At 39.9% G+C, this 15,741-nt stretch carries 11 protein-coding genes and 1 rRNA gene; 8 read left to right on the forward strand and 4 right to left on the reverse strand.

The genetic code is table 11. The annotated features are described in order from the left end of the window. Positions 1 to 159 precede the first annotated feature (159 nt). The 3 genes from BMMGA3_RS03385 to BMMGA3_RS03395 all read right to left on the reverse strand — a co-directional run bounded on the left by BMMGA3_RS03385 (position 160) and on the right by BMMGA3_RS03395 (position 7,614). Entirely contained in the window at positions 160 to 1,233 is a 1,074-nt protein-coding gene (locus BMMGA3_RS03385) for an FUSC family protein (RefSeq protein ID WP_003347765.1), read from the reverse strand. A 266-nt stretch (positions 1,234 to 1,499) separates the two neighbouring features. Continuing rightward, positions 1,500 to 5,966 (reverse strand): glutamate synthase-related protein, encoded by a 4,467-nt coding sequence (locus tag BMMGA3_RS03390; protein WP_003347764.1) that lies wholly within the window; start codon positions 5,964 to 5,966, stop codon positions 1,500 to 1,502. 352 nt (positions 5,967 to 6,318) lie between these two features. Further along, complete coding sequence (locus BMMGA3_RS03395; protein ID WP_003347762.1) at positions 6,319 to 7,614, reverse strand: glutamate-1-semialdehyde 2,1-aminomutase; 1,296 nt, start codon at positions 7,612 to 7,614, stop codon at positions 6,319 to 6,321. Between the two features lie 342 nt (positions 7,615 to 7,956). Between BMMGA3_RS03395 and BMMGA3_RS03400 the strand changes: the two genes are divergently transcribed. The 6 genes from BMMGA3_RS03400 to perR all read left to right on the forward strand — a co-directional run bounded on the left by BMMGA3_RS03400 (position 7,957) and on the right by perR (position 12,394). Next, complete coding sequence (locus BMMGA3_RS03400; RefSeq protein ID WP_003347760.1) at positions 7,957 to 8,964, forward strand: ABC transporter ATP-binding protein; 1,008 nt, start codon at positions 7,957 to 7,959, stop codon at positions 8,962 to 8,964. Between the two features lie 10 nt (positions 8,965 to 8,974). Next, positions 8,975 to 9,766, forward strand: coding sequence for an ABC transporter permease (locus BMMGA3_RS03405; protein WP_003347759.1), 792 nt, complete (start codon positions 8,975 to 8,977; stop codon positions 9,764 to 9,766). A gap of 3 nt (positions 9,767 to 9,769) precedes the next feature. After that, positions 9,770 to 10,555 carry an ABC transporter permease gene (locus BMMGA3_RS03410; protein WP_003347757.1) on the forward strand — a complete coding sequence of 262 codons (786 nt, stop codon included), beginning with the start codon at positions 9,770 to 9,772 and terminating at the stop codon, positions 10,553 to 10,555. 127 nt (positions 10,556 to 10,682) lie between these two features. After that, positions 10,683 to 11,087: an ion channel gene (locus BMMGA3_RS03415; protein ID WP_003347755.1), complete on the forward strand. Its 405-nt coding sequence runs from the start codon at positions 10,683 to 10,685 to the stop codon at positions 11,085 to 11,087. A gap of 89 nt (positions 11,088 to 11,176) precedes the next feature. Next, positions 11,177 to 11,650, forward strand: coding sequence for a thioredoxin-dependent thiol peroxidase (bcp, locus tag BMMGA3_RS03420; protein WP_003347753.1), 474 nt, complete (start codon positions 11,177 to 11,179; stop codon positions 11,648 to 11,650). Positions 11,651 to 11,956: 306 nt separating this feature from the next. Continuing rightward, entirely contained in the window at positions 11,957 to 12,394 is a 438-nt protein-coding gene (gene perR, locus BMMGA3_RS03425; RefSeq protein ID WP_003347750.1) for a peroxide-responsive transcriptional repressor PerR, read from the forward strand. Positions 12,395 to 12,486: 92 nt separating this feature from the next. On the opposite strand, the gene BMMGA3_RS03430 is transcribed toward perR, so the two are convergent. After that, positions 12,487 to 12,831 (reverse strand): YgzB family protein, encoded by a 345-nt coding sequence (locus BMMGA3_RS03430; RefSeq protein WP_003347748.1) that lies wholly within the window; start codon positions 12,829 to 12,831, stop codon positions 12,487 to 12,489. 152 nt (positions 12,832 to 12,983) lie between these two features. On the opposite strand from BMMGA3_RS03430, the gene BMMGA3_RS03435 reads away from it, so the two are divergent. Beyond that, the gene (locus BMMGA3_RS03435) at positions 12,984 to 13,859 is read left to right on the forward strand and encodes a nucleotidyltransferase-like protein (RefSeq protein ID WP_034669430.1); all 876 of its coding nucleotides are present in this window, start codon (positions 12,984 to 12,986) and stop codon (positions 13,857 to 13,859) included. Positions 13,860 to 14,100: 241 nt separating this feature from the next. Further along, a 16S ribosomal RNA gene (locus tag BMMGA3_RS03440) occupies positions 14,101 to 15,651 on the forward strand. Positions 15,652 to 15,741: the final 90 nt, after the last annotated feature.

Consider the following 15,741-nt stretch of genomic DNA (forward strand, 5'->3'; position numbering starts at 1 on the left):
TGATAAGAAAAAGTCTGCCCTGTAAATAATGGGCAGACTTTTTCTTAGTGTAATTGGCATGGGTGTAATCTAAAAGGTGAAGTTCAGAGCTGCGAAGGCAGAAGCAGCAGTAATTAGTGTCCGTAGTGACACGGAATTTGAAATAGGGGACTGATCACTTTACTCTTCAACTTTTTCAATTTCAACTTCATTATCCCTTTTGTGATAGGATTGAAAGCTATGAATGAGTAAATCAAGGTGTTCCAATTGTTCTCCGTATTCAATAATAGTTGAAACAACTTGCATCATGTGAAAAAACATCGCATCTTCAGGATCGTTAGATTCTTTTTGTAGAGCTAAAAATAATTCTAACAGCTCTTTTTTATTTAAACAAACCTTTGGGTCTTCATTTTCTCCATGGAGACGGGTTTTTCCGATAAATTTAAGGAGGAGCTGTTCATGATGGTTTATCAAGCAGTCTAGCTGCTCTTGAATGACTTCCTGAAATGACGTCGGCATTTCGAAAAATTCATTTTCGAATCGATGTAATTTTTTTAATGTTTCGAGCGATTTTTTAACGGCCGAAATCATTTGCCGGTAGATGACAAGCTTTCTCGATTTGGCTAGATCATTTCTCTTAAAATAATTCCTTTCCTCTTTGTACATCAAATAAAGCTGGTCAAGCTTAATCATATCTTCTTTTATTTTTTCGATACCATTTTTTAGTAATGTATACTCTGAGGCATGCCTTAGCCGAATCCATTTAGTGATTTCTTCTGTAATTTTAGTGATTTTATAATATAGTTTGTTCTCATATTTAGGCGGCAAGAAAACAAGGTTTACTATAAAAGCGGACAAAATACCAAGCATAATGGTTGAAAAACGCAATAGAGCAAACTCAATAAAATCTCCTCCGGGATTTTCCATAATTGCGATTAATGTAACGAGCGAAAGAGAAATGGTGTTTTCAATTTTCAATTTTAGATTGATGGTTATAACAATTATCGCCGCTAACCCAACAATTAAGAAATCGTTGCCTAAAAGTAGAACAAAAAAGACAGCAGTTATAGCTCCGATTATGTTCCCTTGAATTTGTTCTATAATAGATAAATATGACCGATAGATGGTAGGTTGAACAGCAAATATGGCTGCAATCCCTGCAAAAACGGGGGATTTTAGTCCGAACATCTTAGCCAGAAACAAGGCCAAAATGATTGCGATTCCCGTCTTAAATATGCGGGCACCAAGCTTCATGAAATATTGATTCCTTTCTTACGTAATAGTGAATAATCCATGTAAGCTAATTTTTCTATTATGTAATTATATACTAACAACTATTCGTTTCTGAACCAAACAAATGTACTATACAATGAAAGGCAAGGAAGTTCAAGGAACATATTTAGGAAATTTATTAAATTTCACAGTTTTTTTCTGCTTTGCTTAAACATTGCAAAAGGGACTGAATGTTGAGGAAAAAGCCCCCAGGATTCAGTCCCTTGATGACTTTATATTTTTTCTATTTATTCTGTTGAAACAGACGGATCTGCTTGTTCTTTAACAGGGATAATTTGTAAAAAGTGATTTTCCGGATTTTCTAAAAGAAGGGCAAGTGCTTTTGCTTCCGTTTCCTGGCCTTGCTGTTCAAGCATTAGAACATATTTTCCTAGAAGCTCTACCACATCCTGTTTTCCTCTTTCTGAAAGTGGTGTTATGGAAACTTTCGCTCCTTTCGCAATACGTCTTTGAATCGCTTCAACTGTTAAGCCCATTTCCGGCTGATGGCGTAAATAAACGACACCTCCCGTCATACCTGCGCAAATCCATGGACCAGGATCACCAAGTACAAGCCCTCTTCCATTCGTCATGTATTCAAATGCAAATCCTTTTATATTTGCTTTCGCACCGATATTTCCCATCTCTATTTTTGGAATTGGCTGTTTTAGCTGCCCGCCAATAATTATATCTGCACCGGAAAGGCGGATTCCAGCGCGGGCATCAGCATTTCCTTGCGCTACAAGCAATCCTTTTTGTGCGCCGTAGCCAAAACCTTTTCCGACTGAACCGTTGTAATAACGGCCGTCCTTTCCTTTTGATTTAAAGATAAGAATGGTTCCACCGATGGACGTTTTACCCACTCCATCTTGCCCTCCGCCGTCAACTTCTATATGAATACCTTCGCTATTGTAGGCACCAAGCCCATTTCCTAAAATGGATCTGCGGTATTTCAGATGGACAGGAGGGAGGTATTTATACGATCCATCAAGGCGTCCGCGAACTCGATGACAAGAGACACGGCTTCCAAGAATCCGCTGTTCTGATGTGATGCTTATGAACTCGCGGGACTGATGCAATTCTTCTTCAACAGCATCAAGATATTCTGCACCTGCCGCAACTTGAAGCTGCTTCGTTTCGAGAGAGGAAGCTGCTTCATATTGTGCAATCTGTCCAATTTCAAGTGTTTTTAACAAATATGTTAAATCTAGTTGGTCTTTTCCTTTTATTTGTTCAAGCAGATCTGATCTTCCGACTGCATCTTGCAATTTTTTAATTCCAATCGAAGCAGCGAGAGCTTTCAGTTCATTTCCAAAGGCCGTAAATAAATTTACAATTCCTTGAACAGCTGAATCAAATTGGCGAGGAACAAAGCGGCGAAGGCCGTGTTCTTTTGCTTGGGCCTCTGATTCAATTTGTGTTGCTATACCAACATGGCATGTATCTAAATGACAGCCGCGGCATGTAGTACAGCCGATGGCAAGCATTGAAAGTGTACCAAATCCGATCCGATTAGCTCCAAGTAACATCACTTTTAAGACATCTAGTGCACTTTTGATCCCGCCGTCTGCCCATAATTCCACTTTATCACGCAGACCGGCTTCAAGTAGTGCGTTATGTGCTGCTTTTACCCCGATTTCAACAGGCAGGCCGACATGTTCAAGAGCGTGGATTCTGGCTGCACCTGTCCCACCGTCAAAGCCACTTAAAGTAATGATATCTGCACCGGCTTTGGCAATCCCGACTGCGATTGTTCCGATATTTGGAACAACTGGAACTTTAACGGCTACTTTTGCTTTATCATTGGCCGTTTTTAGTTCGTGAATCATTTGTGCGAGATCTTCTATTGAATAAATATCATGATTATTTGAAGGAGAGATTAAATCAGAACCGATTGTGGCATTCCTTGCTTCTGCAATTTTTGCTGTAACTTTTGAACCTGGCAGATGACCGCCTTCGCCTGGTTTTGCCCCTTGCCCGATTTTAATCTCAAGCAAGTTTGAAGAATTTAATAGTTCAGCATTAACCCCGAATCGTCCAGATGCAACTTGCTGTCCGCGAGTTCTTGGATATTTTCCGAGCATATCTTTGATTTCTCCGCCTTCACCGTTTAAGCTGACCATATTTAGCCGTTCTGCTCCTTCAGCATAAGCACGGAAGGCTATTTCATTTTGCGATCCAAATGACATCGAAGAAATGACAAACGGCAAGTTGTGTTCTCCCACATTTATATCTACTTCATTCGGTGAAAGAGGAGTAGAAGCTTTCTTTAATCCAGTTAAATGGCGAATGGTGGTTGGATTTTGTTCCTCCTGCTCGCTGATTTTTTCACGATAGACGCTGTAATCTCCAGTTGCTGCCACTTCTCCGATTGCCTTCCATATTCTAGGGAATAAATGGAATGATTTCCCGATTCTCTCCTTTTCATTGTGATAATCCTTTGCTCTCTGAATAGCATCTTGTTTCATGGTTTCAAAGTTGTAGGAAAGCTCTTTTGAACCGAAGAAATTGACGATGTTCAAGTATTCCGCAACTTGTTCATTTAAGCCGATTGCGGAAAATAATCGTCCATATCCCCGAAGTTCATGGATTCCTAACGTAGAGATGACTTTTTCAAGTCCTTTTGTTAAAGCATTGTAAAGATTTGTTAATGGTTTTATTGACTCGTCAAAAACGGTCATAAACATATAGTAAGGGCTGATTAAATCTGCACCCAAGCCGTATGCCACAACAATGTCGTGTAAAGAGCGGATGGATGCAGACCTTAGAAGCAAAGAACATTCTCTTCTAAGATCTGCTTTTACGAGTGCTTGGTCGATGGCAGATGTTACAAGGTGCGGATCAATCCAAAGAGCGTTATCAAGATGTGCATTCGCATCATCCAATATCAGCAATGTCTTTCCATCTTTAACAGCGGTAACAGCCGCTTCGGAAAGGCGAACAAGCGCATTTTCAATCGTTTCTTCTGCTTTAAATGTCATAGGTAAATAGACTGCCAACTGTTGTTTTTGAAAATAATGAACAACCTGATCATAGCTAGGCTGTTGAAGCTCTTTTGAACACTCGTAGCCAGCTTTTCCCTCAATCAATAAAGGAGTTGTCAGTTCTATAACGGTTGATGTTTCTTGTTTTTTGAAAAGGTCCGGGCGACGGCCAATAACAGTTCGGGTAGAAAAATGTTCCATTTCCCGATCCCTGTCAATGGCAGGGTTTGTAACGACTGCTACACTTTCTTTAATAAAATCAGCGATATTTTTCCGTTCAGGATTAAGGGCAGCAAGAGGCGCATCGTGTCCAAGGGAACGAATTGGCTCGACACCTTTTTCTGCCATTTGCTCAATTAGCTGGACATGGTCACGTTCCCAGCCAAATGCTTTATATTGTCCATTATGAATTTTATCCGGATAATTCATTGTAATTGTTTTTTCTAAAAGTGGTGGCACGAGTCTCTTGCGAGTATCGGCTACATTTATTCTTTTGGAAAAACGTCGGTATACTTCTAATTGATATTGTTCTTGCTCAAAAACTTGCAAACTGTCAACCTTCCACTTTAGCCCGACTTTTTCTCCGGGAGCGAGTGGTTTAGGGTTATTCACATATTCACTTGAAGGAATAATCCCCGGCTCTGATGAAAACAGATAGGATGATTCTGTTTCGATCATCCATAATGGACGGAGTCCTAATGCATCTACGCTGAAAACAGCTTCATCACCAAAACGGGAAATGATACCCGCAGGTCCTTGGGCAAAATGGCCCCACGCTTCTCGGATATATGTGTACAAATCCTGAAGATGCTCTGGGTACACCTTTATTTCATTAATAATCGGAGGAAACATTATGTCCATAGCTTCAAAAAGAGAATAGCCATCACGGCAAATGAGTGTTTCGATCGTCCTGCTTAAGTCCTGTGAGTCACTTCCATCTTTTACAAGCGGAACACCAATCATTTTTGCTTCATCACGAAGCTTTGCAATGGTGTTTATTTCTCCGTTATGACCGAGTACACTGAACGGCTGAACACGGAAAAAACTTGATAGTGTATTTGTAGAATAGCGGTTGTGGCCTAAAGTCATAGTTGAAGCAATAAGAGGGCTCGCTAGATCTTTATAGTATTTAGGAAGGATGTCGCCTGCTCCCATTACTTTGTAAACAGCATGATGTTGGCTTAAAGAAGCAACGTGGACATTCTCATTTAATTCAAATTCAACAATCAACTCAAACAATGTTTTCGACAATTCCTGGCCGGTAAGGTCAGATGAGCAGGCGAACTGCCAAAACACCGGGTTTTCCTGAATCGCAATTGGACCAAGTGCAGAGGAGTCCGTAACTTCATCTGTTTGATATAGAATGTTAAAATTTAAGGCTTCTAGCTTAGTAGAAAGCTCCTTTTTTATAAACGCTGCATCTGTATATCTATTAATAAACACATGTCCGACGACAAAATTATCTTTTTCAGCTTGTTCAGGGTCCGCTCCAGCAGATCGCAATTTTTCCTTCCATAGTTTTCGAGGGATGTCGATATGAATTCCAACCCCATCTCCTTCGCCATTAATAAACCCCGCACGGTGGTTCATTGTAAGGAGAGCATTAATACAATTGTAAATATTTTCCCTCGTAGGAATTCTCTTTTTTTCCATGCATGCTACAATACCGCAGGCATCATATTCCTGGCGGTGAAAATCTTTAAATACAGAAGGACTCCATTGCTTGGTCATAGATTGTCGGCTTTGTTGTTGCGGAGGATAACTCCTTAAAGCCGGTTCACCTCCTAAGAAAAAAAATATTCAAATCCTCAAAAAAGAAGATTGAGATCAGAGCGGGAAATTATCGGATGGAAAAATAGCAATATCGAAATGCGCTAAAGAAACGAATTTTCAAAATTATATTTTTTAATATTATCATATTAATTTTCAGAAATCAACATAATTATGCATAAAGTTGGATAGGAAAATTGTTTGAAGAATTGGGAAATAGTTCTGTAAATATAGAAATGAAATCGTTTTCATTAATAAAAATGAAAAAAACTGGAGGACAAACTGTCCTCCGTGATGTATAAAAAATGAATAATTATTTGTTTGCTAATGAGTTAAAAGCATTCTGGACTGCATGAATCGTTGTTTTAATATCTTCTTCAGTGTGAGCGAGTGTAATAAACCATGCCTCATATTTTGAGGGTGCAAGGTTTATGCCTTGTTTAAGCATCAACTTGAAGAACTTTGCAAACATTTCACCATCAGTGTTTTCGGCTTGTTCATAGTTTTCAACTTTTTCGTTTGTAAAATAAACCGTTAATGCTCCTTTAAGGCGATTAATTGTGATCGGAATTCCGTGCTCTTCTGCTGCAGATAAGATCCCTTCTTCAAGCATAGCTCCAAGACGGTCCAAATGTTCATACACGCCTTCCTTTTGCAATACTTCAAGACAAGCAATACCCGCTAAAATGGATGCCGGGTTGCCAGCCATTGTTCCGGCTTGATAGGCAGGTCCTAGTGGAGCAACTTTTTCCATGATTTCTTTTTTACCGCCATATGCGCCGATCGGAAGCCCTCCACCGATAATTTTTCCGAGTGCGGTTAAATCAGGTTTAATGCCTAACATATCTTGTGCACCTCCATAGATGAAGCGGAAAGCTGTGATCACCTCATCATAAATGACAAGTGCACCCGCTTGATGTGTTAGTTCATTTACCTTCTCAAGAAATCCTGGTTTAGGCTCGACAATTCCAAAGTTGCCGACAATCGGCTCCACTAGTACTGCGGCAACCTGATCACCCCATTTTTCCAGCGCCTGTTTGAATGGTTCAATGTCATTATATGGTACAGTGATCACTTCCTGGGCAATGCTTTTTGGAACTCCTGCTGAGTCGGGAGTGCCTAATGTGGAAGGTCCTGAACCTGCCGCAACAAGTACAAGGTCAGAGTGGCCGTGATAACATCCGGCAAATTTAATAATTTTATCTCTCCCGGTATAGGCTCTTGCCACGCGAATGGTAGTCATAACTGCTTCCGTACCTGAATTGACAAAGCGGACTTTTTCCAGCCCGGGGATCGCTTCTTTAAGCATTTTAGCGAATTTTACTTCATGTGGTGTAGGTGTGCCATAAAGAACGCCAGTTTCCGCTGCTTTTTTTATTGCTTCGGTAATATGCGGATGGGCATGACCGGCAATTATCGGACCGTATGCTGCCAGATAATCAATGTACTTGTTTCCGTCAACGTCCCAGAAATAAGCGCCTTTGGCTCGTTCCATGACGACAGGTGCACCGCCGCCAACTGCTTTGTAAGAACGTGAAGGACTGTTAACACCTCCAACAATATGTTCTAAAGCTTCTTTATGTAATTGTTCAGATCTAGTAAATTGCATAAGTTGCCTCCTTAAAGATTGCTGCAAATCTATTTTATCATGTTTTTTCTAAATTAAAGATTTTATTAACCTTAAAGGATGATGCATGTAATTTGTCTTAATTAGCTTGAATGAGTAAACTTTTTTTGTGGAAAAGGGGCGGAGCTGCGCGAACAAAATTAAAAATGTAAATCTGCTTGAGCAAGAATCCTCGTTTAGTTTTGTAAATAGATAGAGCTTGACTTCGCTCACACCGCCTTATTATGTTGGTTTTGTTTTTAAATGAGACCTATTTCCATGTCATGGTTGGGAGTAAAAACTCATGAAAGTTTTTTAAGAACTTTGAAGGCAGGAGGAGAAACAATGGGAGATGCGATTGTCGTCCGTAATTTGCGTAAAGAATTTAAAGTATACTCAAGCCGGAGCGGACTGAAGGGTGCTTTTCGCGACCTTTTTACAAGGAATTACAAAATTGTTCCAGCTGTTAATGATATCAGCTTTCATGTGAAGCAGGGAGAAATGGTTGGTTACATCGGGGAAAACGGGGCAGGTAAATCAACGACAATTAAGATTCTTACCGGAATCTTAACTCCGACATCGGGACTGGTTTCTGTAAATGGAATGGACCCGCATAAAGAGAGGGAAAAATTCGTTCAAACAATTGGTGTTGTATTTGGTCAGCGATCACAATTATGGTGGGATATTGCTGTTCAGGAATCGTTCCGGCTTTTAAAAAAAGTTTATAAAGTTTCCGATGCACAATATAACGAACATATGGACCATGTGATAAAATCATTGGAAATCGAACCGTTATTGGACAAACCTGTTCGCAAGCTGTCCCTAGGGCAAAGAATGCGTTGTGAATTGGCGGCTGCCTTAATCCATAATCCCCGGCTATTATTTTTGGATGAACCGACAATTGGGCTGGATGTACTTGTAAAATTAAAGATTCGCGAATTCTTAAAAGAAATAAATAAAAAATATAATACTACTATTTTGCTCACAACCCACGATCTTTCTGACATAGAAGCCTTGTGCGAGCGGGTTATTATGCTGGATGGAGGTCAAATCATTTATGATGGCTCATTAAGGAAACTAAAAGATCAGTGGGGAGAGGGAAAGGAGATTCAATTCCAATTTATTGAAGAAGCAAAAATTTCTGATTTAGAAAGGCTGACTTCCAGCTTGGGAGTTAAGTGGAATAAAGGCGAGAAAGACCAAATCTTTACTGCACATATGGAAGACAACGATGATAAAGTTTCGCGCTTAATTTCTATTGTAGTTTCTTCCTACAAAATTAAAGATGTCAAAGTAAATGAAATATCAACGGAAGAAATCATTCGTAATATCTATGAAAAAGGCATTTTGTGAGGAGAGGTTAATGGAAAAATATTTGGAAATGATACGGATTCGATTTTTAATGATGCTGGCCTATCGAACGAATTATTATAGTGGAATTCTAATTTATACAATTAATATTGGAGTTTATTATTTCATTTGGAATTCGATATATGGCGGAAAAAGCAATATAGAAGGTTTATCGGCTGCTCAGATGACAACTTACGTCGCAGTTGCCTGGATGGCCAGAGCTTTTTATTTCAACAATATTGACCGTGAAATGGCGATGGAAATTAAAGAAGGGAATGTAGCAATTGAATTGATCCGCCCTTACTATTACCTCGGCATGAAAACTATGCAGGGACTTGGGGAAGGGATTTTTCGGCTGTTCTTTTTTTCAATCCCTGGGATGGTAATTGTATCAATTATTTTTTCGCTTAGATTTTCTGCTGACTTATCAGTATGGATGCTATTCGCAGTTTCTATTTTATTAAGTTTTTTTATTAATACACAAATCAATTTGCTAACAGGAATTACTACTTTTTTCTTATACAATAATATTGGATTAATTCGGGCAAAACGGGTCATTATAGATTTGTTTTCTGGACTGCTTTTGCCGATCAGTTTTTTTCCGGCATGGGCGCAAGATATAATGAAGTTTCTTCCTTTTCAAGGAATCAGCTATATACCGAGCATGATTTTCACGGAAGGGTTTTCAAGAAGTGAAGCAATCGATGCATTAATTTTTCAAGGTATTTGGGTGATTGTCCTTATTTTTCCAATTCAGATTCTCTGGATGGCTGCGAAAAAACAATTGATCATTCAAGGGGGATGACAAATGTTTTATGTTTCGATATTTTTTCAATATGTTGCCCAATATATGAAGACAAGACTGCAATACCGTGTGGATGTATTTGTTGAGTTGATATCCGACTTATTGCTTCAAGCTGTGAATCTAATTTTTATTTTAGTGGTTTTCGGACATACCGATTTATTAAACGGATGGAGTAGAGATGAAATTATCTTTATCTATGGTTTTTTTCTAGTACCTTACGCTATTTTTTCAGCGTTCTTTAATATATGGGATTTTAATGAGAGGTACATAGTGAAGGGTGAATTTGACAGAGTTTTAACTCGCCCCATTCATAGCTTGTTCCAGGTCATTTTGGAAAGAATTGAACTTGAATCTTTATTCGGAGCCGTAACCGGTCTAATCGTAATGTTTTATGCAGGAGCAAGGATGGATTTACAAATCAGCTGGTATGATCCATTTTTATTTGTCCTGTTTGTTGCCGGCGGTGTGCTTGTTTATGCAGGAACTTTTATCATGATTGCATGTATAAGTTTTTTCGCTGATGCAAACACATCGATTATGCCGATGATGTACAATATCGGAAATTATGGCAGGTATCCAGTTGATATATATAATCGCGCTATCCGTTTTATTTTAACATGGATACTCCCGTTTGCTTTTGTCGGTGTTTATCCGGCTGCTTATTTTCTTAAGAAAACAGAATGGTATGCATATTCCTTTTTGACTCCTATCATTGGGGCAGTTTTCTTCATTTTATCAGTGCTGTTATGGAATGCGGGTGTAAAACGGTACAGGGGTGCAGGGAACTAAGCCAGGTCAATCCATCTGGCTTTTTTCTTATTGTCCAGCTCCGCTTTCTATATAGTAAACAAGCTTGCATAAGGAATTCTCTGTTCGCGTATAGATGAAATAAGTGATGCAGAAAAGAGGGAATAAAATGGTGTTTTACATATTGTTATCAAGTGTAATTTTCTGTATTGCAATGAGTCTGCGTACTTTGTTTTTACCAAATACATTAAAGGGCAAGCTTGTTTCATTGGAAAATTTTTTATTTTTGGCATTTCTCTATGCCACGATCATGATCGGATTTGGCTTAATTTATATTTTGTTTGAGTTCAACGGAAATGCTGTCATCCTGGAAAACGGAAGAATTTTACAAGGCGACTTTTTTAAAAAATTGGAAACTTCTATATATTTCAGCACCATCACACTTTTCTCTGTTGGGTACGGAGATATCGTCCCCGTGGGTATCGGAAGAACAGTGGTTGTTCTTGAGGCGTTGGTAGGGTATACAATTCCGGCTGCTTTTGTTGCGAAAGCGGTTCTGGATGGTGAAAAATAAAGTGAAATTTCAATTAGTATAGTTGTATTTCACAGATATATTGGATAGGCTTATGATTAGAACTAATTTTGAGATTTGGAGGGATCGTAATGCCAGTTTCTACTGGAGAACTTGCCCCGGATATTGATCTTCCTGCCAGCAATGGAAAAAAAGTCAAACTGTCAGATTTTCGCGGTAAAAATATTGTCCTCTATTTTTATCCGAAGGATATGACCCCTGGCTGCACGACAGAAGCTTGTGATTTTAGGGATGCGTATCAAGAATTCTCCAATGCTAATACAGTGATTTTAGGAGTAAGCCCTGATCCAATTAACAGGCATGAAAAGTTTATTGAAAAACACGGTCTTCCTTTCCTTTTATTAGCTGATGAAGATCATAAACTAGCAGAAGCATTTGGTGTTTGGAAGTTAAAGAAAAATTTCGGCAAAGAATATATGGGTATTGAAAGGTCAACATTTATCATTGATAAAGACGGGAAAATAGTGAAGGAATGGAGAAATGTTAAAGTAAAGGGCCATGTTGAAGAAACATTGCAATATGTCCGTGAGAATTTAACGTCATAACAATAAAGCCTATTTTTTAATAACGAGGCTTTTGTCCATTCATGAAACCGAGTTTTGAATATCATTGTATTAGGGCATACCTCCTCAGATAAGTTTATTGCGGATCCATATGGGTCCGCTTTTTTGTGTGACGGGCCGTTATGTAAACAATTATATGGAAGTTTAAGAACAAATTGTTCACCAAAAGTAAATGAAAATTATTTATACAGCTTCGGAATATTGACAAAAGTAGTTAATTCTTAGTACACTAATTATATTATAAAGATTATAAAGTAAGAATTTTTGTTAGAAAAGAGGTGCATGGCGATGGAACACAAGCAGTTAAAAGAAGCGCTGGAAACCTTAAAAGAAACGGGAGTTCGTATAACTCCACAACGTCATGCGATACTTGAATATTTAATAAACTCAATGTCACACCCGACAGCTGATGAAATATATAAAGCTTTAGAAGGGAAGTTCCCGAATATGAGTGTGGCAACAGTTTACAATAATTTAAGGGTATTTCGTGAAGTTGGCCTCGTTAAAGAGTTGACTTATGGCGATGCATCAAGCAGATTCGATTTTGTCACAACTCATCATTACCATGTAATTTGTGAGAGTTGTGGAAAAATCGTTGATTTTCATTACCCTGGCCTTAATGAGGTTGAACAGCTCGCTTCCCATGTGACTGGATTTAAAGTTAGTCACCATCGTATGGAAATTTACGGTACTTGTCCTGAATGTTCAAGTAAAGAAAACCATTAATTCGTTATTGAAGCCGGTAGCATTTGCTATTCGGTTTTTTATGTGTTTAAAATTTGAAAAAATGGCCTCTCAAAGAATGAGAAGGCCGTTTTTTACTTCTTCCTATTGTATTTTTCATCAAATTCTTTTCCCTCAAGCTCGGGATCAAGAGTTAAAGGTTCCCGGCAGTACATACACATATCCACTCTGCCGAGCATTTTTGTTGGTTTATTGCAATTAGGACAAATGACTTGAACAGTTTTAGTTGATAACATGCCAATCCAGAAATAAACAATTGTACTAGCAATAATAAAGAGCAAACCTAGAATCATAAATATAGTCATGATCAGAGGATGATTTCTGAAGTAAATCCCAACATACATAACTACAAAGCCAATAAAAATTAAACTTAATGCAAAAGTGCGAATTTTATTTATTTTACTTGTATATTTTGCCATGCATTGTCCCTCCTAAAGATTAACTATATCATATCATTTGTGATTGAATAAATGTTATTGTTTCAAGTTGGTAAAATGGTCTTTTATTTTAGAAGGAGATATTTTTTGAGATGTCGAATTTATACGCTAACAATTTTTTTGGAGGAATGATTATGGAAGACGCCCTTCGGCCTATCTACCAGGAACGTGCAAGCCATAAGGATACACTTGGTGTATTAATGATTGAAAAAAAACAAAAGGCAATTCCGACAACTGATACATTTGATAAGGTTTTACTAATAATTGTTAAAAGTGCGGATATGCCCGTTTTTATAAAACATTACACGTTTGAAGAGAAAAAAGCGGCAATGCACATTGTGACTCAAAAACAATTAAATGAGTGGCTGTTATTGGGATCAAACCGAAAAGTGGTTGAATGGATTTTTGACGGAAAAGTTCTTTTTGACCGAAATGAATACATTCATAACTTAAAAAATGAGCTTAGAGAATTTCCTTTCTCTGGCAGGAAAATAAAAATGGGATTAGAATTTGCAAAATTAATTAGAAGATACATGGATGGAAAGTCGTTTTTTAATAACCAGCATTATTTAGATGCCTATAATCATGTTGTACATTCACTTCATCATCTTGCCCGGCTTGCGGTGATAGAGAATGGATTTCACCCGGAAGTTACCGTTTGGAACCAGGTCAAACAAATTGATCCTGAAATTTTTAAACTTTACGAGGAACTAGTAAATAGTGAAGAAACACTCGAAAAGCGTTTGGAGTTGCTGTTTTTAGCAAGTGATTTCTTAATTTATTCAAAAACAAATCTTGGAACTTCCCACTTATTGGAGATTTTAAGAGAAAAAACATATTGGTCGTTCAGCGATATTATGGAACATCAAGAGCTTGCTGGCTATTCGGTAGATCTTGGAGTTCTTTTAGAATATCTTATCGAGAAGAATATAATTGAAGTAGTTAATAAGGAAACAAAAGGCCAAGGGATATTCCATAGATATTACAAGGTAGCAGAAAAATTATTGTAAAAAAACAAAAAAACTGTTGACCTTTTTAAAAATACTTGCTATATTAATATCCGTCGCTGCAAAAGAAACAAAAACTCTTTTGCTGGTGACGGATTTATTCTTAAAAAAGGTGTTGACTTACTAAACACCGCATGATATATTAAAAAAGTCGCTTCTAAGTGACTTGCTAAAATGTTCCTTGAAAACTGAACAAACAAAAGCGTCAACGTTAATTCTATTATTTATGAGCATATCTTACTCTTTTTTGGAGAGTTTGATCCTGGCTCAGGACGAACGCTGGCGGCGTGCCTAATACATGCAAGTCGAGCGGACCGATGGGAGCTTGCTCCCTGAAGTCAGCGGCGGACGGGTGAGTAACACGTGGGCAACCTGCCTGTAAGACTGGGATAACTTCGGGAAACCGGAGCTAATACCGGATAATCCTCTTTCCCGCATGGGAAAGAGCTGAAAGATGGCTTCGGCTATCACTTACAGATGGGCCCGCGGCGCATTAGCTAGTTGGTGAGGTAACGGCTCACCAAGGCGACGATGCGTAGCCGACCTGAGAGGGTGATCGGCCACACTGGGACTGAGACACGGCCCAGACTCCTACGGGAGGCAGCAGTAGGGAATCTTCCGCAATGGACGAAAGTCTGACGGAGCAACGCCGCGTGAGCGAAGAAGGCCTTCGGGTCGTAAAGCTCTGTTGTCAGGGAAGAACAAGTACCGTTCGAATAGGGCGGTGCCTTGACGGTACCTGACCAGAAAGCCACGGCTAACTACGTGCCAGCAGCCGCGGTAATACGTAGGTGGCAAGCGTTGTCCGGAATTATTGGGCGTAAAGCGCGCGCAGGCGGTTCCTTAAGTCTGATGTGAAAGCCCACGGCTCAACCGTGGAGGGTCATTGGAAACTGGGGAACTTGAGTGCAGAAGAGGAGAGCGGAATTCCACGTGTAGCGGTGAAATGCGTAGAGATGTGGAGGAACACCAGTGGCGAAGGCGGCTCTCTGGTCTGTAACTGACGCTGAGGCGCGAAAGCGTGGGGAGCGAACAGGATTAGATACCCTGGTAGTCCACGCCGTAAACGATGAGTGCTAAGTGTTAGAGGGTTTCCGCCCTTTAGTGCTGCAGCTAACGCATTAAGCACTCCGCCTGGGGAGTACGGCCGCAAGGCTGAAACTCAAAGGAATTGACGGGGGCCCGCACAAGCGGTGGAGCATGTGGTTTAATTCGAAGCAACGCGAAGAACCTTACCAGGTCTTGACATCCTCTGACAATCCTGGAGACAGGACGTTCCCCTTCGGGGGACAGAGTGACAGGTGGTGCATGGTTGTCGTCAGCTCGTGTCGTGAGATGTTGGGTTAAGTCCCGCAACGAGCGCAACCCTTGACCTTAGTTGCCAGCATTCAGTTGGGCACTCTAAGGTGACTGCCGGTGACAAACCGGAGGAAGGTGGGGATGACGTCAAATCATCATGCCCCTTATGACCTGGGCTACACACGTGCTACAATGGATGGTACAAAGGGCTGCGATGCCGCGAGGCTGAGCCAATCCCAAAAAACCATTCTCAGTTCGGATTGCAGGCTGCAACTCGCCTGCATGAAGCCGGAATCGCTAGTAATCGCGGATCAGCATGCCGCGGTGAATACGTTCCCGGGCCTTGTACACACCGCCCGTCACACCACGAGAGTCTGTAACACCCGAAGTCGGTGAGGTAACCGCAAGGAGCCAGCCGCCTAAGGTGGGACAGATGATTGGGGTGAAGTCGTAACAAGGTAGCCGTATCGGAAGGTGCGGCTGGATCACCTCCTTTCTAAGGATTATTCGAAAAGCAAAGGCGACTGGTCAGCCTCGACAAGCGCTGGAGCTTCTGGCGGAAAAGTCCAAAAGACTTTGACAGAAG

Source organism: Bacillus methanolicus MGA3 (assembly GCF_000724485.1).
Taxonomy (GTDB): Bacteria; Bacillota; Bacilli; order Bacillales; family Cytobacillaceae; genus Bacillus_Z; species Bacillus_Z methanolicus_A.